We start from the raw sequence: 20149 nt of genomic DNA, 5'->3' as shown, positions 1-20149 counted from the left end.
CAATTCCCCCTTATCCGACGTAATCGAGTGTTATGCCGTTCTTGATGACGGTGTCGATCGTCCCTCCGCCAAGGCAGATATCCCCATCGTAGAAAACGACGGCCTGTCCTGGTGTGATTGCACGTACCGGAGAGTCGAAGGTGACTTCGGCGCTCCTGACACCGGTCATTTTCACGGTGACGCCTGTATCCGCCTGCCGGTATCTGAACTTCGCAGTGCAGCGGAATTCGGCCGGCAGCGGCTCGGCTCCGGTGAAGCTGATCTGTTCGGCGGTGAGACTGTCCGAATAGAGCGCATCATGGTGGAAACCCTGGCCGACGAGCAGTGTGTTCGTCTTCAAGTCTTTGCCGATCACGAACCAGGGCTCACCCGAACCGCCGATCCCGAGGCCGTGACGCTGACCGATCGTATAATACATCAGCCCGTCGTGACGGCCTTTTTTCTCCCCGTCCATCGTCTTCATATCGCCCGGCTGTGCAGGCAGGTAGTTGCCGAGAAACTCCTTGAAGTTCCGTTCGCCGATGAAGCAGATGCCGGTCGAGTCCTTTTTCTTCGCGGTGGCAAGGCCGGCTTCTTCTGCGATTTCACGGACCCGGCTCTTTTCGAGTTCACCGATCGGGAACATGACTTTCGCCAGCTGTTCCTGGGTGAGCTGGTTGAGGAAATAGGTCTGGTCCTTGTTGTCATCGACACCGCGCAGCATGGCGACTCCGTCTTCCGTCTCAGCGATCCGTGCATAGTGGCCGGTTGCGAGGAAATCGGCTCCGAGACTCATTGCATGCGACAGGAAGGCCTTGAATTTGATCTCCTTGTTGCACATGACATCGGGATTCGGTGTCCGGCCCGCTTTGTACTCGTCCAGGAAGTAGGTGAACACCTTGTCCCAGTACTGCTGCTCGAAATTGACCGCATAATAGGGAATACCGATCTGGTTGCATACGCTGATGACGTCTTCGTAGTCCTCTGTCGCTGTGCACACGCCGAATTCGTCGGTGTCATCCCAGTTTTTCATGAAGATGCCGATCACTTCGTAGCCCTGCTGTTTCAGCATGTATGCGGCAACCGAAGAGTCGACGCCGCCCGACATTCCGACGACGACACGTGTATCTTTTATCGCTTTGTCTGTTCTCATAGGTCCGTTCATTCCTTTAATGGTTTGTAGTGATGGCTCGTTTTACAATGTCCGCCGTCCGCAATGCCGCTTCCCTGATGTCTTCTTCTGTCGTGCCGTATCCGAAACTGAAACGCACTGAACTGCGCAGCCGCGGCGATCCTTCGCCGAACATCGCGACCAGCACATGGGACGGATCGAGGGAACCAGCCGTACAGGCCGACCCGCTCGATACCGAGACTCCGTTCATGTCAAGGTTGACGAGCAGCGATTCGATATCGGTGCCGGGAAAGTGGAAATTGCAGATCTGCGCAAGTTTCGGAATGCCTTCACCGACAGTCGGCTCAAAAGCGATCCCTTCCGAACGGAAAATATCTGTCATGGCCGCTTCGAACTCTGCATAGCGGACAGTCTTCTCGAGCCTTTCCTCCGCAGCGAGACGGGCGGCTTCCGCGAACGCGATGATCGCCGGGACGTTTTCCGTGCCCGCCCGCCGTTTGCGCTCCTGGGATCCTCCCGTCAGCAGCGGCTGCAGGTCGATCCCTTTCTTCTCATACAGGAAGCCGACACCTTTCGGCCCGTTCACTTTGTGGGACGAGACCGACAGCAGGTCGACGTCCAATTCGCGGACATCGAGCGGGATCATACCATAGGCCTGCACGGCATCCGTATGGAACAGCGCCTGGTGCTCCTTCAGCAGGCTGCCGATTTCCCCGATCGGCTGGACGGTCCCGACTTCGTTATTGCCGAACATGACCGACACGAGGATCGTATCGTCACGCAGTGCGCCGGCTACTTGCGCGGCGGTGATCCTGCCGCTTTCATCAGGCTGCACATACGTCACTTCGAATCCTTCGCGCTCCAATGCCGCGCATGCCGTGAGGACGGCATGGTGCTCGATCGCCGTCGTGATGATATGCCGGCCCAGATGCGTGCGGCTTCCGACAGTGCCGATGATGGCGAAGTTGTCCGCCTCGGTGCCGCCTGACGTGAAGATGATTTCAGCCGGGTCGGCATGGATCGTCCCAGCCAAGATGCGCCGGGCATCATCCACACGCTTCCGTGCTTCCCTGCCGTGCTGATGGACACTTGACGGATTCCCGGGCACCGCCTGCATCGCTTCCATATAGGCAGCAGCAGCTTCCGGCCGGATCGGCGAGGTCGCTGCGTGATCCAAGTAAATAGATGTTTTCATAGTTGTCGGCTCCTTTAAATGTAGAACATGTAACCGTCCGGCCGCTGTTCCTTCCGTTCTGCGAGGATGAGGTCTTCGATCGTCGTCGTATCGAGCACTTCCCTGACCGCTTCGCTGATGTTACGCCAGAGTGACTGCTGCGGCACTTCCTCCTCGTCCAGGCCTTCCACGAACTGAATGGGCCCTTCCAATAGGCGGATGACATCCCCTGCCGTCATTTCACACGGTTCTTTCGACAATTTATAGCCGCCGTACGCACCGCGGATGCTCTTGACGAGACCTCCGTTGCGCAGCAGCGGAATGAGCTGTTCGAGATAAGCTTCCGACAGTGTCTGCTCTTCGGCGATCTTACGGAGCGGGACCGGGCCTTCGCCGTAGCGTTTGCCGAGTTCCACGATTATGGTGAGTCCATAGCGACCTTTTGTTGATATTTTCATCAGGCATCGTCCTTTTTTGAAATTGCTTCCGATAGTATATCATATCCGGCTGCCGGGATTCCTTGAAATGACTTCAGCCGGCTGTCCATGTATACTTATCGGTACTACTAACTTTCGAACGGAAGCAGGGATCCTATGCACAACGAACCTCTCGCATTCAGAATGCGGCCGGAGACTATCGATGAAATCGCAGGACAGCAGCACGTCATCGGGCCGGACACCGCCCTCTACAGGATGATCAAGAACGGACATGTCCCGTCGATGCTGCTGTACGGGGATCCGGGGATCGGAAAAACGTCCCTGGCTTACGCGATTGCCGGGTCCACGCACTTGCCTTTCATCCCTCTCAATGCGACGACGTCCGGCAAGAAGGACATCGAACATGTCGTCGGCGAGGCCCGGCTGACCGGGAAAGTGATCCTGTTCCTGGATGAAATCCATCGGTTCAACAAACTGCAGCAGGATACGCTGTTGCCGCACGTCGAAAACGGGTCCATCGTCCTGATCGGAGCGACGACTGAAAATCCATTTCACGACGTCAATCCGGCGATCCGTTCCCGGTGCGGGGAGATCCTCCAGCTGAAACGGCTCAGCGAACAGGATATAATCCTTCTGATCGACCGGGCGCTGACAGATCCGTCAAGAGGTCTTGGCAGACAGGAGATTGTCATGTCACCAGAGCAGATCACAAAAATCGCTTCCGGTGTCAACGGGGATGCACGGAAAGCGCTGACCCTGCTGGAATCGCTCGTATCCGCTTCGGACGAAGAAAACGGCAAGATCATCATCGAGGACTGGCTGATCGAGAACCTGATCGGCCGTATCGGTGTGTTCGGCGACAAGAACGGATCCCACCACTACAATCTGCTGTCCGCCCTGCAGAAGTCCGTGCGCGGCAGTGATACTGACGCGGCTCTCTATTACTTGGCCCACTTGCTGGAAACCGGTGATCTGGTGGCGGTCAATCGGCGGCTGCTCGTCATGGCGTATGAAGACGTCGGGCTCGCGGCGCCGGACATCGGTCCGCGTGTGCTGGCTGCAACGGATGCCGCTGTCCGCCTCGGCATGCCGGAAGCGCGGATACCGCTAGCGAACGCTGTCATCGATATGTGTCTCGCAAGCAAATCGAACTCGGCATACAAGGCCGTCAGTGCAGCGATCAAGGCGATCGGAGATGGCAGGACCGGCGATATCCCGATGCATTTGCGGGATACCCATTATGCAGGCTCGGCTTCACTCGGCCACGAAGGGTATGTCTATCCGCACGACCACCCGATCGGCTCTTTCGGCGGCTGGGTCGATCAGCAGTACTTGCCGGATGAACTGAAAGATACGGAGTTCTATTCGCCTGTACAGGCCGGTGAGGAAAAAAAGGCAGCCGCGATCTACCGGCGGCTGAAAGATTTCAGGAAGAAGAAGTGAGAACCGGGAAGGAGACGGGCATATGGCTGAAAAGGCGACTGTGGGTGAATTGCGCAGACGGAAGATCCTCGAGCTGCTGAAGCAGGCTGAGGCACCGCTGACCGGAAAAGAGATCGGAGAATTGACAGGTGTCAGCCGCCAAGTGGTCGTCGGCGACATCAACCTGCTGAAAGCGGTCGATGAGCCGATCGTCGCGACGAGCAGGGGCTACCTGTATATGATGCCGGCCGGAGCCCCCGGCCTGACGGAACGCATCGCGGTCTGCCGGCATGGCGCCGGTCAGACAAAAGAAGAACTTACCATTTTCGTCGACTGCGGGGTCACCGTGAAAGATGTCCGGGTGGAGCACCCGGTCTACGGCGATCTGACAGCGTCCATCATGGTGTCCAACCGGATGGAAGTGAAGGATTTCCTGGAAAAGGTCGAGGCGTCCAACGCCGTCTACCTGTCCGCGCTGTCCGAGGACAGCACGCATCTGCATACCGTATCAGCGGAAGATCCCGCGCAGATCGACCGGGCGTTCAGCGCATTGAGAAAAGCAGGCATCCTCATCGAGTGATGCCTGCTTTTTCATTTGTCCATTCATAATTTCTCTCCGGTCTCCTGTTCCAGCTGGCGTAAGAATGCTGCCATGAAACCGTGGCGTTCTTCCGCGAGCTGCCGGCCCCGTTCGGTCACCATCAGGTCTTTCAGCAGGAACAGCTTTTCATGGAAGTGTGTGACCGTCGCCGTCTGTTTCGTCCTGTATTCCTCTTCGGACATCGCGACGCGGGCCGATTCAGCTGCATCATACAGTTTGCGCCCTTTTGCGCCGCCGTACGCGAAGGCGCGGGCGATTCCGACGGCTCCGATCGCATCCAGCCGGTCGGCGTCCCGGACGACAGCCGCTTCCCGGGACTCGATCGCCGTCTCATTGCCGCCGCTGAAGGAGACAGAGCGGATGATCGCAAGTACATGGGACGCAAGACTATTCGCGACATCCAGTTCCTCCAGCAGATCGGCTGCGGACGGACTGCCCGCCGTCTTGTACTTCGGATCATCGATATCATGCAGATAGACTGCCAGTTCAACGGCAGTCCGGTCGATCCCCTGCATACCGTCCATGATCGCCCGTGCATTCTGCAGGACGCGGAGAATATGGTCCATATCGTGGCTAGCGTCATTCCTGCTGTATATTCCGCGTACTTTTGACGCACACTGTTCACTGATTGCAGTCAACTTCCGTCAGCTCCTTTTCGTACCGCGCATATCCTGCGACGGCCTGTTTGACCTGCTTAAGCGGGTAAGGTATAGTGAAAGCACCATGTTACCTATGGGAAGACATCTAGCGCCGAGGAGGAATAAGTATGCACCACGGTAAAGTCAAATGGTTCAGTAATGAAAAAGGGTACGGTTTCATTGAAGCGGATGACGGACAAGATGTTTTCGTCCATTTCACAGGCATTCTGGCGGAAGGCTTCAAGACGCTGGATGAAGGCCAGCACGTCTCGTTTGAAATCATCGAAGGCAACCGCGGTCCGCAGGCAGCGAATGTCACTGCCGAGGACCGCTGACTATAGAATATTGAAAATCCCGCTGAGCCGCTCAGCGGGATTTTAATTCATTGAATTTATTCAACTCGGAACCGAGGAAGCGAAGCTGGTCCCCCACTGTGCACTGCTGGATGCAGAACTTATGGGCTTCCGCTTTGCCGCGGTCCTGAGTGAGTGTCTTTTTCACAAGGCATCCTTCGCAGTACTGATCGAGCACTTCGTCGATATCAGATATGATTGCTGCTTTTCTCATACGCTCCTCCCTTCTGAACGTATTTCCATTGTACCGTTTCCTGGCGGGAGGCCGCAACTAATCGGGAGGCTGATCAAATGATCGAATTGTATACAGATGGTGCAAGTGCCGGGAATCCCGGCTTGAGCGGCATCGGCATCTTTCTGACGGGAGAGGGCCGATCGCTCAAGATATCTGAACCGACCGCCCCATGCGATAACCATACGGCGGAGTTCAGGGCGCTGATCCGAGGGCTGGAGGAAGCAGCCGCCCTGACGACAGGCATGCTGTCCGTGCGCAGCGACTCCCAGCTCGTCGTCCAGGCGGTGGAGAAGGAGTTCGTGAAAAATCCGTCCTATAAGCCCCTTCTCGCCGAGGTGCTCCGCCTCGCAGCGGGGTTCGACTTTTTCTTCATCAAATGGATTCCCGACAGTGCAAACCGTGCAGCAGATGCACTGGCGCGCGAAGCAATCCATAAACAGCGCGGAAACTGATGTCAGTCCGCTTTCATGAACGTGATCGTCCTGGAGTCGGCATCATAAAGCAGCCACTCCCGGTGATCGATCACCGAGCCTGCGTTGACGACTGCCGGCGTTTCCGGGAGCCGGATCGGCCTGGAAAATTCAACAGGCTGGTTCACGCCGCCGAGCGACCAGGCCGAGCGGTGCGTATGTCCGTGGAACAGCAGCGGCACGCCCCCGGTGATATCCGCCGGCGGCTGTCCGTTGTAGGGCCACTGATGACCGTGGATGAGCAGGGCCCCGTCGATCGTCATCCGTTCCGGCATTACTGCGATTCTTTCGAGCAGCGGTTCGTCCGAGCCGGAAACGAGGACGATGCGTTCTTCCTGGTTCCCCCGTATGGACGGAAAAGTGAGCAGCTCTTCGAATCCCGGCGGCTTCAGCATCACATCGGACAGTTCAGGGTATTTCGTGCCGTCCAGCCTCTTTTTGGAGATGGTGCATTCGAACAGATCCCCGAGCCCCGTAATTTCAGCCTCAGGCGCGAAATTGCCGATCTGCGCCAGCACCTTCTCCAGATCCCCTAACGATGAATGGATATCACTGATCAGCGCGTACTTCACAGCCGGCCACCTGTTTCCACTTCCTTATCCCCGTCTTCGATCCAATCACTATAACTTCCCGCGTACAGGCGGATATCGGTCTTCCCCTTTTCGTGCAGCATCGCGAACAGCGGGGCAGCCGTGACACCGCTGCCGCAGTAAACCGTGATCTGCCGTCCGGTCCCCGCCATTCCGAGCAGCCGGGCAGACGCTTCCCCGTCCGTTTCAAACATCCCGTCCGGCGCGAGCTGGGCCCAGTCGAAGTTCTCCGCACCGGGAATATGACCGGCGATCTTATCGAGAGGTTCGTGTTCGCCGCGGTAACGTTCTGGAGCCCTCGCATCGATCAGCAGACCACTGTCCGTTTGGTCCGTCATGCTTGCGACATCCTCTTTGACTGCGAGGATCCCATCATTCCATTTTGGTTCCACGCCGGTCGGTTCAGGTACGGCGATCTCACGCTCCGTCTCCGCTCCGAGAGTTTTCAGCTGCTCGAATCCCTGGAGTGCAATGGAGACATGGCGGAATCCCGCATAGATGAGGATCCACCACGCCCGCGCTGCAAACGGTTCACCGCCGCCGTCGTAGATGATGATTTCGTCATCGAGCTGCAGACCGCTCTTCCTGAACAGTTCTTCCATTTTCTGGCGGTCGGGCAGCGGATGCCGCCCGCCTTTCTTTTGCATGTCCGACAGATCCTTTTCCAGATCCCAATGGACAGCGCCTTGTATATGCGCTGCTTCATACTGCCTTCTGCCTTCTGCAGGATCCTTCAGCGAGAAACGAGCGTCGATCCATTTAACGGAAGGATCAGCCAGGTCACGCTCGGTCACCGATTTAAATACCGACATTCAGTTCAGCCCCCTCTTGTTCGATACGTTCATAGATTTCCTTCCATTCAGCAAGCTGTTCATGGCTGTCCAGCAGGCTGCGCTCCGCATCGAGCTGGGCGGCCGCTTCCTCCTGCAGGTGCGCCGCCAATTGATCAGCTGTCGTGTTCAGCCAATCGTCCGACCACGCCGCCAGCCGCTGCCGCTCCTGCTCAAGATACACGGACGCATCCTGTTTCAGCAGTTCAGCCAGCTGTTCCTGCAGTACGGCGCGGTCCCCTTTTTCGAAGAATGATTTGGCGTTCCTGAACACACGGTTCACTGTTCGGTAGGCGTCCATCTCCCGGAATGGCGGATCGAAAGACAGCAGTTCCGCATCAGGCGAATCATAGAGTGAAGGCGAAAGCGCATCGTCCAGATCCGCAAGCCAGCGCAGTTCCGTCCGCTGCCGGCTGTCGATCTGCTTTTTCATGAACGTGAGCATCCGCAAGTTGGTCACTTTAAGTTCCTGCGCCAAGTCGAACGCCGTCATGCCAGCCGTCTCTTCCAGAGCGATCTTCAGTGCTTCAGCCGGCTGATGCCGGACGAACAGCGACGGTGTATAGCCTTCCTTGAAGAAATCCGGGAAGCGCAGGAACACCCGCTGATGGATATAGTAGACGAGCTCCTTCAGTTCTTCCTGAGCGGCATGCAGAAGGACAGGGGCGAACCCGGCTTCGTAATGCTCGGTCATTTTTCGTCCGATCGTTTCCAGTTCGTTCAGCCGCTCCGCTTTCCGTTCGCGGTTCGCTTCCGTCCGGCTGATCAGGTCGGCGACACGGCGGACCGTTTTCGCGGTCTCTTCCCCGAGTGCCTGGACCGCCAGCGCGTTCAGGTCATTCTCGAGGAACGAATTGAACCGGTCCTCGAATTCCTGCATTTTCGGTTCCGCGGTTCCCTGCTGTTTCGCTTCGAGCGCCTGCAGGCTCGAGATGCCGTGCACCCTCGGATGGCGAATGCCGAATTTCGCCAGTTCACCGGCGACGAACCCTTTCACTTCAGCCGCTTCCTGATCGTTTTGCGCAAGGTCGATCGCGTTGACGATGAAGAACATCTTATCCATCTCAAATGCATCTTTCACGCGGCCGAGCTGGATGAGGAATTCCCGGTCCGCTCTTGAGAACGCGTGGTTGTAATAGGTGATGAACAGGATCGCATCGGCGTTCCGGATGTATTCGAACGCGACATCGGTATGGCGGGCGTTGATCGAATCGGCTCCCGGTGTGTCGACCAGAGTGATTCCCTGACGCGTCAGTGCGCAGTCGAAATAGAAATCGATGGACTCGACAAAACAGCTGCGGGATTCTTCCGCGACGAAACGGACGAATTCCTGCCGTTCCGCCGTCAGCACCGTTCCGAGCTGGTCCCGGTACGAAGGGTACCCTTCGCGGAAAGCGCGGATGAACGAGACATGGATATGGAGCGACTCATCTGTCAGATTCCGTTCGAGGGCGTCCTCTGCCTGTGCGTATGCATCCTCAAGTGTCGAGACCGCCATGCCGATTTTCGCAAAGGCTTCGATGACGTCTTCCGTCATCTGTCCGGCTTCCTTGAAGTGGATGTCCGCAGTGTCGTGGGCGTGCGGCCCGTTCACCGGACGTATCCGGTTGATGGCGGCGGTCGTCGGATTCGGCGAGACGGGGAGGACGGCCTCCCCGAGGAGCGCATTCGAAAACGACGATTTGCCGGCACTGAATGCGCCGAACAGGGCGACGGTGAACTCTTTCTGCTCCAGACGCTCCGATTTGGACTGCAGATAGGTTGCCAGGTCCTTGAAACCGGAAATGCCGGCGACTTGCCGGGCAACCGACTGGGCACGCCGCACGGTTTGTTCCAGGTCCCCTCCGGATTGCGCGTTTGCAGCTGGCGTTTCTTCCAGACCGTCAGATCCGCTCACTTCTTCTTCCTTGTCTACCTGCATGGAACGGTCTGCCTGGATGACTTCAGGTTCCGTCTCCTGTTTCCACTCCTGCAGCAGCTGAGCGAGCAGTTTCTCCTCTTCGGGGCGCAAAAGCTGCGGCGCACCGGATTCGAATCGCTCCAGTTTCTCCTTCAGGCTGCGGACCTGCGTGATGACCGCGAGTGCCTCCTGTGCTTCAGTCAGCTGCTTCTTCAGGACATCGATCGACTGGCCTTCCGCCCGCTTGACCTCTTCCGCCATCGCGAGTTTCCATGTATCGGTTTTCCGTTTGTAGAACGACAGTACGGCATCCCTCAGCTGGCTGGACGCGTTCAGGATGAGTTCGCCTGTCAGGATATCCGGCGTTGTCAGTTCGGAGGCGATATCGCTGAAACGGAAGGTCAGATCCATCGAATCGATCTGCATCGATCTTTCGTCAGTGAGCTGACCGGCTTCTTTCAGCATTTTCTTCATGAGGTTGCGCAAATGGTTCTCGATCTGGGTATGCGCCAGTTTTTCCAGTGAATCACTCAGCGCCTGCCGCCTCCGGTTCCGCTCTTCCTCGGTCTTCTTCGCACTGAACAGCAAGCCGACTTTAAAATGGCTTGTGCACGATTCCAAATACTCCTTCAGCAGTTCCCTCGTTTCATAAGGAGTCAGCGAAGCGCTTTGGAGCAGTTCCTTCCGTTCCTGCTCAAACCGGATATGGAACGCATCCCCTTCCTGCAGGGCGATCCGTTCGGACAGGCTTCCGGCCTCTTCTTCAAGAGCTGATGGGTCGGCCCATTCCGATTCCGGAATGTCCGCATGCTGTTCCATCGCTTCGGTGATTTCCTGCTGCAGGAAGCCGGTATGCTCGTCCTTCAGCTGTACGAGCGTGTTCGCTGTATTTGCTGTCAGACGGCTGTCCCGTTCCCCGATCGAGCTTTCGACGACGTGCTTGACCGCATTGAAATCATTCCCTTCCATGCCGGGATCCTTCAGTGAGGTGAAGAAGATCCCTTTCGGATGGACTCCCCATAAGGAGAACGAATGGCGGACGGATTCCTTGAATTCATCGAACGTCAATTCACTGTCGCGGTGTTTGTCGATCTGATTGACGATCAGGTAGACATTCGGATTGTAGCGCATAAGTTCCTTTGTGAAACGGAAGTTCAGCTCGGACTGCACATGATTATAATCCATCGTGTAGAAGACGATGTCCGCCAGGTGGAGTGCGGACTCTGTCGACAGCCGGTGTGCGTCATCCGTGGAATCGACACCGGGCGTATCCATCACTGAGATACCCCCGGGCAGTGCCGAGCGTGTATGGCCAATCTCCAGGGAGGCGATGGAAGCCCCTTCCCGGCTCATCCGCTTCACCGCTTCCGAGAAGCCGTCGCCGACGACTTTGACCGACGTGCCGTCCTGCCGGTGGACGATTGCGTAGTCTTCGTCCGCCTTATGTACTTTGACGATATTGGCGCTCGTCGGGATGGGGCTTGAAGGGAGCAGGTCATCGCCTGTCAGCGCGTTGATCATCGACGATTTGCCGGCTGAGAAATGTCCGGCGAATGCGATGGTGAATTCGTCTTTCACGAGTTTCTTTGCGAGCATGGCCGCTTTCCGGAACCGCTCGTCATCTCCGTCTTCCCGGCACAGCAGGCCGAGTGCCGCTGTGTCGTGTAAAAAGTCTGTATGCTGGGTCATATGGGTTTCGATCCTTTCGTCTGTAACTTTGTCTATCATACCATTATTCCGAAGGCTTCCCTATGGAAAATACAGTCGGAGCATGTTCTAAAACTTCTTTACATAAGACTTTATGAGTGGTATATTGGAACTAATATATGCAACAGAGGAGTGTCTAAATGACTGATGCCGCTACCGTTCATCGCATTTTGAACAATACTATCCAATCACTGACTTCCGTCATTCCGATTCAATTCGACGTCCTGGCCCCCTCTCTGACAACACAGCCCTATGAACAGAAAGAACTGAGTGTCCTGATCGCCCTTCTTGGCGATGTGCGGGGAAGACTCATTATCGATACGACAGAAAGCACGATCTCCGCGATCGGCGAAGCGATGTTCGGCATGAAGATAGAAGGGGAAATGATCGAGTCGTTCACCGGCGAGCTCGGCAATATGGTTGCCGGGAACCTGTGCACGCTGCTTGAAAAAGAGTCGCTCACCCTCGATATCTCCCCGCCTACCGTGTTGACGGGGGAAACGAAGTTCTACGGATTCTCCCAAGCGTTCAAACTGCCGCTGAATTTCCCGGATTCGTCGCCGACAAACGTATTGCTGACAATCGATGCATAAAAAAAGCTGTCCCGGCCTGCCTGTCAGGCATGCCGGGACGGCTTTTTCCGTTATAGAAGTACTTTCGGACGCACAGGGAAAATCGACTCGAATGCAGGCAGCAGTCCGGTCTCTTCCTCTGTGAGCAGGATGCGGACCGAGCCGGAATCCGTCGACGTACGGATCAGCCGGCCCGCCCCCTGCCGAAGACGCAGCAGCATATACGGCAGATCGACTTCCTCCATCGGTGATTCCGCGTGCTCTCGCTTCGCGTCGAACAGCGGATCGGACGGAGGCAGCGGCAGGTCATAGATGATGACTCTCGTCAGTGCATCGTGCGGCAGATCGAGACCTTCCCACAGATGATACGAACAGAAAGCGTTCCATTGCTTCGACTGGAATTCCTTCACCATCGAAGACAGCTCACGATCGCCCTCGAAGACGATACCCTCCAGCTCTCCGGGCGGGTAAGCGGCGCGGAAATCTTCCATCGACTGCTTGGACTTGAACAGCACCAGTGTCTGTTCCTCATTCTCTAAGAGACCCTTCAGTTTGGCGGGTTTGCTTCCGGAAGGCACCGGCTCGATCGTCAGCTCCATCACTTCGTCATAATCATATGGCGATTCGATGGAAAACGAGGCGTATTTCCGGATTCCGAGACTGTTCGCCAAATAGGAGAAATCTTTTTGGACGGACAGGGTGGCCGATGAAAAGATGATCGGCAGCTGTTCGGAAAAGAGTCGCTCCTGCAGGACATCGGTCACGAGCCGCGGCATGATGACGAGCGTCAGTTCCCCTTCCCGGTCCTCCGCCCAGACGACCGCTTCGGCGTGATCCGCAAACAGTTCCAGGGAGTAGATATATTGCTCAAGGTATTCTTCGACCATGCGCAGATCATACTCCGGAATGACGTACAGCTCACTGTCGAAGACGAATTCCTCGAGCAGCGCATGCGACAGTCGGATCGCTTCTTTCGCTGTTTTCTCCAGTTCCGGCGTCTTTTGGACAGCCAGCCGTTCCCCGCCGTCATCTTCAGCGTTTTCGGACAGGTAGTCGAAGAACAGTTCGTGCGTCTCCATGAGCCGTTCCATGAGCTGCAGCGTCTCCTCCCTTACACCGTCGGACATGACACGTTCAAGGAGGCTGAGCAGCGTGCTGTCCTGCACTTCATAGGTCAGCGCGCGCTGTGCAGCATATTCGAGCAAGTGGCCTTCATCGAAAACAGCCATTGAAATGTCGGGAAGGAGAGGAAGCTGCCCCTGCCGTTTCCGGGACTCTTTCGTCCAGATATGCTCCATGAAGAAGTCATGTGAACAGATGATCAGGTCGGTCGATTTCCGGTATTCGCTTCTATGGATCGTCTGGCCGCACCGGTTCCGGAGATCGCAGCCGCCGCATTGCTGGATCGGGTGGTAGTTGATGGTGCTCCACTCGGCATCGCTCAGTCCGGGGAATGACGACCGGTCGCCGTATGGGCTCACTTCGGCGAGTGATGAGTTGCCGTATACGAAGTCGGGCAGCTGTTCTTCCACCTGTCCCGCATACTCTTCCCCGGTTCGGTTCATCTCTTCCAGCCGTTTCAGGCAGAGATACTGATCCCTCGATTTCGCCAGGCGGACATCGATGGACAGGTTGAGCGCCGTGCCGAGCTTATGGATGTCCCCTTCCTGTTTTACAAGCTGATCGATGAGCGTTTCGTCGGCGCATGAAATCAGCGCAGGTTTCCCGGTGTACCGGGCATACGCGATGGCCGGCAGCAGATAGGCGATCGTTTTTCCCGTACCGACCCCCGCTTCTGCGAACAGCACTTCCTTCTCACGCAGTGCCTGCTCGATCTGGAATGCCATGAAGATCTGCTCGTCTCTCAAATCGAATCCTTTTTCAGTCAAATCATCATACAGTGTGTCTCCGATCCACTCATTGAGGGATTCGAAAAACGTCTTCTCCCGGGTCAGCGCAAATGGTATCTTACCTGCCATAGTGAACCCCTTCCTCTTCCAATATCCGCGGCCGCTCCGTGCAGCCGCGCTTCTTTACATAACAAAAGAGAGGTTGCCCCCTCTTTCGGATGGAATCTCTGTCTTCAGCTTCGCTTACCCCAATACTGGTAAAAGTCGGTGCGGATGAACCCGTTGAACAGTTTCCGCTTCTTCGTCGCACGTTTCCCGTACAGCGTCTCGAAATTATCCAGCGAGGACAGCATATACGTACTCCAGGACGGATAGGACTCCATCAGCCTGCCGAGTGTCGCGGTGATCTCTTCCGCCTCTTCCCGTTCGCCGAGACGTTCGCCGTATGGCGGATTCCCGACGAGCACGCCGTTTTGTCCTTCCAGTCGCAGGTCCTTGACATCACACGTCTTCCATTCGATGATATCGAGGAAACCGGCTTCAGCTGCGTTCTTTTCAGCGACCCGGATCATCGCTGGGTCCCAGTCCGATCCGGTGATCATCAGTTTCCGGTCGTAATCCGCGACGTCTTCGACTTCTTCCCGGACACGGTCCCAGACCGACTCCGCAATCCACGGCCATTGTTCGCTTACGAATTCACGGTTGTAGCCGGGAGCCAGGTTCTGGCCGAGCATCGCCGCTTCGATCGGAATCGTGCCGGAACCGCAGAACGGGTCAGCAAACGGACGGTCCGGATTCCATTTCGTCAGCTTCACCAGCGCAGCAGCAAGCGTCTCTTTCAGGGGAGCATCCCCCTGTCCGACACGGTAGCCCCGTTTATGCAGGCCGGCGCCGCTCGAGTCGATCGTCAAAGTCGCCTTGTCTTTCAGGATGGATATCTCCAGTTTGAACAGCGGCCCGGTTTCGTCCAGGAAACCGATGCGCCCATATGCCGTCTTCAGCCGTTCCGCGATGGCCTTCTTCACGATCGCCTGGCAGTCCGGCACGCTGAACAGAATCGATTTGACGGATTTACCGGCAACCGGGAATGCTGCATCGACCGGCAGGAACTGCTCCCACGGCAGGGCTTTCGTCTTTTCGAACAACTCGTCGAACGTTGTCGCCTTGAATTCCCCGACGATCACGCGGATCCGGTCGGCAGTGCGCAGCCACATATTTGTCTTCGCGATCGCTTCCGGACCTCCGGAGAAATAGACCTTCCCGTTTTCCGTCACTGTGTCGAATCCAAGTGCTTTCACTTCGTCAGCCACGATGCCTTCCAGCCCCATCGCTGCGGTGGCCGCTAATTTGTATTCCGTCATCCGCTCCACTTCCTCTCCTGTATGTATGATCTATGTATAGTATGGTGGTATCCGCCTGTTTTCAACAAAGAAATGCTCTCCAGGAAAATGTGGAGAGCATGAGTCAGATATTGTGTAGGTGCCTTCAGGAAATTCGTAAGCCATGTTTTGTTCTCCTGTACTCAAACGGTCTGCACCTCGTACGAAGAGCGGTAATCATCTATCTACAGACGATTGTCTGTCCCTTCCTCCGTTCATTTCCTTCGGAAGAGCGCCCCTACCATAATTTGGGTTTCTCACTCGCGGGGTTTACCTCGTTCCACCTGTACCGTTTCCGATACAGCTCCGTCACTGTGGCACTTTTCAGGAAACGTCTTCCATATCCCGAAGGACGTAGGAATTATTTCCGCCGTCAGCCGGCTGAGCCGGCGCCCCGGCTTATTTTTTGGCCGGGCACGAACACTACGGACATCTCAGTACCGTGTGAGCATGGACTTTCCTCTCCAGTGTCAAGCACTGCAGCAATTACCTGAATTTCCGTCATGGCTAAACAAGTATACAGCAGATCTGTACTTTCTGCAAGGAGAAGTCCGTCGCACTCAGTCAGCGCCTGACAGTTTGCTGCCGAACACCGCTTTCTCCAAGTTCGAGATCCGCTTCAGGAGATCGAAATTCGTTGTCCCCGGCGCGCTTGAAGCCGGCCGTTTCTGGGCAGTCGAAATTTCGTTCTTCAATTCGCTGTTTTCCTGTTCCAGTTCCGCAATCCGTTTTTTGAAAGCTTCATAGTCTTGAATGACATCATCCAGGAAAAGATCGACTTCTTCCTGATTGTAGCCGCGCATACCCGTTTTAAACTCTTTCTCAAGAATCGTTTTTGAATCCAGTTTAATATCCATTCAACAACGTCCTTCCGTCAGTGATCACTGCCTTCAGTATAGCATAGGGCGTCAGTATCTGTCTCTATATGGCGAATCTGCGCAGGTTATTTTGTCGGTTTCTGCGCTTGCCCGGGAAATAATTTTCGTTTCAGCCTCATTTCCCTCTTTTCAAAGCTGTCTTTCATGCGCAGAGAGAACGGCTTGGTCAGCGAACGGTCCCTCGCAAGTAAGCCGATGGCGATGCCTGACAGCTGCAGCGCCTTCGTACAATCTTTGACTTGATGCTCATACAGTTTCGCCAGTTCCTCGATTGCAAGGATCCGTTCACGGCCGGCCGATTTCGTCATGCAGACACCAAATGCCTGGATGGCTTCCTCGATCCGTTTCTCTTTCTTTAGCAGGAAACCGAAATGGAAATGGGTTGTCGGATGCTGTGTTCCGTACTCTTCGATGACCCGTTCCAGTACCGCAGTCGCCCGGCTGTGCGATTTCAGATCTTTGTACCATTTGCCGATGTTGGTCTGGCTGACTGCTGTGCCGGACAGTTCTTCCTGAAGGACCAGATCGGTCGAACGGATATAGAGGGTCACGAGGGAAAGGATGTCATCCTCGTTATGTTTCAGGATCGGCATCAGGTATCCTGCACGGCCGTTCTTCACGGCATCCTGGTAGATGATCGGCGCCATATGGCCGGGCATGTCGTCCTCCCGGATGAAGCCGAGCTGGGTCTCTTCGACTGCAGGCAGTTTGAATGATTCCAGCTCATCCTTCCAGATGCGGCGGGATCCGTGCAGCAGGTCGATCGCGTCATGTTCGGGAAGCGGCGGCAGCACGGTCCGGTTCATCGTCCACCGTGTGGCGAGCTGCGGCAGATCGAAGCTCTTGCCGTTATACATGACGAGCGTCACCGGTCTCTCCCACAGGCCCGTTGCGTACAGGAAAGCGGCTTCGTGCGCCGGCCCCGGCAGCAAATACTGTGTCAGCCGGAATCCGGACCCGTGCTGTTCGATGAGGCCGATGAGGAAGATCAGCGTCCCCGTCCCTTTCAGACCTGTCGTTTCCGTATCGAAGAACAGCAGCCGCTTCCCGGGATCGGGAGCGAGCGGATGGGCCTCTTCCGCCAGGCGCCACTTCTGCAATGCAGCTGTCAGTTCGGTCAGCTGATAGTTCCCGTGCATGTAGTCTTCCGGATAATCGACGACTTTCTTATAGACGGTGCCGTACCGGTTCGTCTCTTTCTCGAGACCTTCTGCGAGCCACTCATCTTCATAATCAGGAGCAGGAGCCTTTTTGACAGTGCGCGGTGCAGTGTCAGGTTTGCTGCCGGGCTCCGCTTTTTTCAGCATGCTCTTCATCTTCATCAGGTTCTTTTCATAGGACAAGCCGTTCACCGCCAGCAAGATCCTTGAGCAGCGATTCCGCTCCTGCCTTCATATCGAGCGCCGATTCAGGCGGTCCGGTGCATACCGGGCAGCCTGACTTGCAGTCGCAGCCAGATACATGCTGTGCCGCCTGCTGCAGGAGCGCCTCCCACTGGCCGAACATCTTCTCGCTCAGACCGATGCCGCCCGGGTAGCTGTCGTAGATGAAGAATGTCGGCTTTCCGGTATGCACGGCCTTCACTTGGGGCACGACGTGGACGTCCGTCCGGTCGCATTGGACGAACAGCGGGATGAATGACTGCATGGCATGCGCCGCACCGGTCATCGCATCGGTCAGCGCGGCTTCCGTCCACCCTTCCGGAACATCGAACGACAGCCAGGTGGAGGCGGTATGCAGTTCCTCCGCAGGGAGCCGGATCGGTCCGGACCCGATATTATCATGTGAATCGAAACGGATCTTCTTGAAGATGGTCGGAATCGCAAGGACGGCAAGGTCGCCGAACGCAGCAGTGCCTTCCGGCCGTTCCTCCAGCTTATCCTCGCTGATCACTTTCAGCTCAACAGCCAGATTCGCATCGGTGAAATAGTCGACATCCACTTCCGTCACGTATGCTTTCTTCTCCTCCCAATCGAGCATCTCCACTTGGTACTGGGTGCCCTGATGCAGGTAGATCGCCTCTTCGTGAAGCAGTGTCATGGCACTGTACCGGTCCATTTCCCCGATGACGGTCGTCTCTTTCGGCCGGGATCTGTCAATGATGACGACGTTTTCCTGGGAGGCGGACCGCAGGCTCACTTCACTCGCCGGGAACCGCTCCGTCATCCAGTGCCACTGGTCCCCTGCCAGTACGAGCACCCCTTCTGATGCGAGGAATTCGAGAAGCTGCTGGACATCGAATTCCGCATAGCGGTCATCGAGGGAAAACGGCAGCTCGAACGAAGCACAACGCAGATGATCCATCAGAATCATGATGTTGTCCGGGTGGATATGCGCTTCTTCAGGGGAACCGCCGAGCAGATAACCCGGATTTTCGATAATGTACTGATCGAGCGGCATCGACTGCGCCACGTAGATGATCAGCGCATCATCCTGCCGTCGTCCTGCGCGGCCTGCCTGCTGCAGCGCACTTGCGATATTTCCCGGGTAACCGGTCATTACGCATGCCTGCAGCTGCCCGATGTCGATGCCGAGTTCGAGGGCGTTCGTGCTGACGACGGTCTTGATGGTGCCATCCCGCAATCCACGCTCGATTTTCCGCCGTTCGGACGGCAGATACCCGCCTCGGTATCCCATGATCGTTTCATCCATCAGTTTCTTTTTCGTCAGCTCTTTCATGTACGTGACGAGCATCTCGACACGGACGCGGCTCTTTGCAAAAATGATCGTCTGGACACTCTCCCGGTACAGGCGCGCAGCGATGTCACGCACTTCAAGAACGGCACTTCGCCGGATACCGAACGTCTCGTGGACGACCGGCGGATTATAGAACAGGAAGTGCTTCCTCCCTGCCGGTGCTCCGTTGTCCGCGATCAGTTCCATCCGGGTGTTGGTCAGACTTTCCGCCAGCTGTTTCGGATTGGCGATCGTCGCGGAAGTGCAGATGAAGACCGGATGGCTTCCATAGTAAGCGCAGATCCTCTGCAGCCGTCTCAGCACATGGGCGACATGAGTGCCGAACACCCCTTTATACGTATGCAGTTCGTCGATGACGATATACTTCAAGTTCTCGAACAAGGACACCCATTTCGTATGGTGCGGCAAAATACCCGAGTGCAGCATGTCCGGATTTGTCAGCACGATATTGCCCGACTTCCTCACTTTCGTACGGAGGCCCGGTGCCGTATCGCCGTCATACGTATAGCTGAGGACCGTTTCACCGCTCGCTTCGATCAGTTCATGCAGATCCGCCAGCTGATCCTGTGCCAGCGCTTTCGTCGGGAACAGGTAAAGCGCACGTGACGCCGGGTCATCCAGCACACTCTGCAGGACAGGCAGATGATAGCAGAGCGACTTGCCGGATGCCGTCGGAGTGACCGCCGTGAACGAGCTGCCTGCAGACGCCAGGTCGAATGCTGTCCGCTGATGGCTGTAGAGCCTGCCGATCCCTTTGACGGCAAGCGCTTTTTCCAGCGAAGGATGAAGACCCGGCGGGAAAGACGCGTAAACCGCTTCCTTACCCTCAAGCACCTTGTAATGCTTCACGTTGCCGGCGAAATCCTTGTCCTTCTTAAGCTCTTCGATCAAATGCTGTAAATCTCTGTTGTCGGTCATATCAGGCCTCCTCCTCCCGTTTGGTCAATGCGATACGGACCGTATTCAATGTATACGACGCCGACTGGATCGATTCGACAAATCGTTTCTTGCCGGTTTTCCGGTAAAACGACTGGACTGTGAACTGCTTCATCAGCTCATTCAACGTCGAAACTTGGACAGGCCGGACATACTTCGGCCGTTCTTTCCGAATCCATTCATTTACCAGACGGCTCCATTCATCTATTTCAGTATGCCAGTGATCGGCATACGGCTTCACTTCTACAAAGAAATCCGGTTCCCGGTCCTCATCGCGCATTCGCTGATGACGCTCCAGGCACTCTTCACAAACGTGCAGCAACTGTTCTGTCAATACTAGCAATGTCATTTGTCCTCACCTCTCGCTGC

General features: G+C 56.1%; 19 protein-coding genes and 1 other RNA gene. 5 read left to right on the top strand and 15 right to left on the bottom strand.

The window, feature by feature from the left end; all coding sequences use genetic code 11:
- Nucleotides 1-10: 10 nt before the first annotated feature.
- The 3 genes from mnmA to cymR are packed head-to-tail and all read right to left on the bottom strand — an operon-like array spanning nt 11 to nt 2743.
- Complete coding sequence (mnmA, locus tag NFU03_RS02470) at nt 11-1132, bottom strand: tRNA 2-thiouridine(34) synthase MnmA (RefSeq protein WP_251635821.1); 1122 nt, start codon at nt 1130-1132, stop codon at nt 11-13.
- Nucleotides 1133-1148: 16 nt separating this feature from the next.
- Nucleotides 1149-2306, bottom strand: a complete 1158-nt coding sequence (locus tag NFU03_RS02465; protein WP_251635820.1) for a cysteine desulfurase family protein — start codon at nt 2304-2306, stop codon at nt 1149-1151.
- Between the two features lie 14 nt (nt 2307-2320).
- Nucleotides 2321-2743, bottom strand: a complete 423-nt coding sequence (gene cymR, locus NFU03_RS02460) for a cysteine metabolism transcriptional regulator CymR (protein WP_251635819.1) — start codon at nt 2741-2743, stop codon at nt 2321-2323.
- Between the two features lie 135 nt (nt 2744-2878).
- On the opposite strand from cymR, the gene NFU03_RS02455 reads away from it, so the two are divergent.
- Both NFU03_RS02455 and NFU03_RS02450 read left to right on the top strand, forming a co-directional pair.
- Nucleotides 2879-4165, top strand: coding sequence for a replication-associated recombination protein A (locus tag NFU03_RS02455; RefSeq protein WP_251635818.1), 1287 nt, complete (start codon nt 2879-2881; stop codon nt 4163-4165).
- A 22-nt stretch (nt 4166-4187) separates the two neighbouring features.
- Entirely contained in the window at nt 4188-4724 is a 537-nt protein-coding gene (locus NFU03_RS02450) for a transcription repressor NadR (RefSeq protein ID WP_251635816.1), read from the top strand.
- 23 nt (nt 4725-4747) lie between these two features.
- Here NFU03_RS02450 and NFU03_RS02445 read toward each other — a convergent pair whose 3' ends face one another.
- On the bottom strand, nt 4748-5311 hold the full coding sequence (locus NFU03_RS02445) for an HD domain-containing protein (protein ID WP_398289706.1): 564 nt from the start codon (nt 5309-5311) through the stop codon (nt 4748-4750).
- A gap of 200 nt (nt 5312-5511) precedes the next feature.
- Here NFU03_RS02445 and NFU03_RS02440 point away from each other — a divergent pair, with 200 nt between their 5' ends.
- Nucleotides 5512-5718: a cold-shock protein gene (locus tag NFU03_RS02440; RefSeq protein WP_251635812.1), complete on the top strand. Its 207-nt coding sequence runs from the start codon at nt 5512-5514 to the stop codon at nt 5716-5718.
- Between the two features lie 31 nt (nt 5719-5749).
- Here the strand turns inward: NFU03_RS02440 and NFU03_RS02435 are convergent, their stop codons facing one another.
- Nucleotides 5750-5950, bottom strand: a complete 201-nt coding sequence (locus tag NFU03_RS02435; protein ID WP_251635810.1) for a zinc-finger domain-containing protein — start codon at nt 5948-5950, stop codon at nt 5750-5752.
- Nucleotides 5951-6027: 77 nt separating this feature from the next.
- Here NFU03_RS02435 and NFU03_RS02430 point away from each other — a divergent pair, with 77 nt between their 5' ends.
- Nucleotides 6028-6423 (top strand): ribonuclease HI family protein, encoded by a 396-nt coding sequence (locus tag NFU03_RS02430; protein ID WP_251635808.1) that lies wholly within the window; start codon nt 6028-6030, stop codon nt 6421-6423.
- Nucleotides 6424-6425: 2 nt separating this feature from the next.
- On the opposite strand, the gene NFU03_RS02425 is transcribed toward NFU03_RS02430, so the two are convergent.
- From NFU03_RS02425 to NFU03_RS02415, 3 genes are read right to left on the bottom strand one after another with little or no spacing between them, the layout of a single operon-like run.
- On the bottom strand, nt 6426-7013 hold the full coding sequence (locus NFU03_RS02425) for a metallophosphoesterase family protein (RefSeq protein ID WP_251635806.1): 588 nt from the start codon (nt 7011-7013) through the stop codon (nt 6426-6428).
- On the bottom strand, nt 7010-7843 hold the full coding sequence (locus NFU03_RS02420) for a sulfurtransferase (protein WP_251635804.1): 834 nt from the start codon (nt 7841-7843) through the stop codon (nt 7010-7012). The genes NFU03_RS02425 and NFU03_RS02420 overlap by 4 nt, the downstream gene beginning before the upstream one ends.
- Nucleotides 7830-11489, bottom strand: a complete 3660-nt coding sequence (locus tag NFU03_RS02415) for a dynamin family protein (protein ID WP_251635802.1) — start codon at nt 11487-11489, stop codon at nt 7830-7832. Before NFU03_RS02415 ends, NFU03_RS02420 begins: the two co-directional genes overlap by 14 nt.
- Before the next feature lie 119 nt (nt 11490-11608).
- Between NFU03_RS02415 and NFU03_RS02410 the strand changes: the two genes are divergently transcribed.
- Nucleotides 11609-12061, top strand: coding sequence for a chemotaxis protein CheX (locus NFU03_RS02410; protein ID WP_251635800.1), 453 nt, complete (start codon nt 11609-11611; stop codon nt 12059-12061).
- Between the two features lie 50 nt (nt 12062-12111).
- Here NFU03_RS02410 and NFU03_RS02405 read toward each other — a convergent pair whose 3' ends face one another.
- The 7 genes from NFU03_RS02405 to NFU03_RS02375 form a co-directional block, all read right to left on the bottom strand.
- Nucleotides 12112-14019, bottom strand: a complete 1908-nt coding sequence (locus NFU03_RS02405; RefSeq protein WP_251635798.1) for an ATP-dependent DNA helicase — start codon at nt 14017-14019, stop codon at nt 12112-12114.
- Nucleotides 14020-14123: 104 nt separating this feature from the next.
- Nucleotides 14124-15251: a THUMP domain-containing class I SAM-dependent RNA methyltransferase gene (locus NFU03_RS02400; protein ID WP_251635796.1), complete on the bottom strand. Its 1128-nt coding sequence runs from the start codon at nt 15249-15251 to the stop codon at nt 14124-14126.
- 132 nt (nt 15252-15383) lie between these two features.
- An RNA gene (rnpB, locus tag NFU03_RS02395) (RNase P RNA component class B) lies at nt 15384-15767 on the bottom strand.
- Between the two features lie 62 nt (nt 15768-15829).
- Nucleotides 15830-16126 (bottom strand): cell division regulator GpsB, encoded by a 297-nt coding sequence (gpsB, locus tag NFU03_RS02390; RefSeq protein WP_251635795.1) that lies wholly within the window; start codon nt 16124-16126, stop codon nt 15830-15832.
- Nucleotides 16127-16212: 86 nt separating this feature from the next.
- Complete coding sequence (locus NFU03_RS02385) at nt 16213-17490, bottom strand: ribonuclease H-like domain-containing protein (protein WP_251635793.1); 1278 nt, start codon at nt 17488-17490, stop codon at nt 16213-16215.
- Complete coding sequence (locus NFU03_RS02380) at nt 17480-19762, bottom strand: DEAD/DEAH box helicase (RefSeq protein WP_251635790.1); 2283 nt, start codon at nt 19760-19762, stop codon at nt 17480-17482. Before NFU03_RS02380 ends, NFU03_RS02385 begins: the two co-directional genes overlap by 11 nt.
- Before the next feature lies 1 nt (nt 19763).
- Nucleotides 19764-20129, bottom strand: coding sequence for a YppE family protein (locus NFU03_RS02375; protein WP_251635788.1), 366 nt, complete (start codon nt 20127-20129; stop codon nt 19764-19766).
- Between the last annotated feature and the right edge of the window lie 20 nt (nt 20130-20149).

Origin of the sequence: Sporosarcina sp. NCCP-2716 (assembly GCF_023707985.1) — a bacterium.
GTDB lineage: Bacteria > Bacillota > Bacilli > Bacillales_A > Planococcaceae > Sporosarcina.
This window is presented reverse-complemented; position numbering and strand designations above follow the sequence as displayed.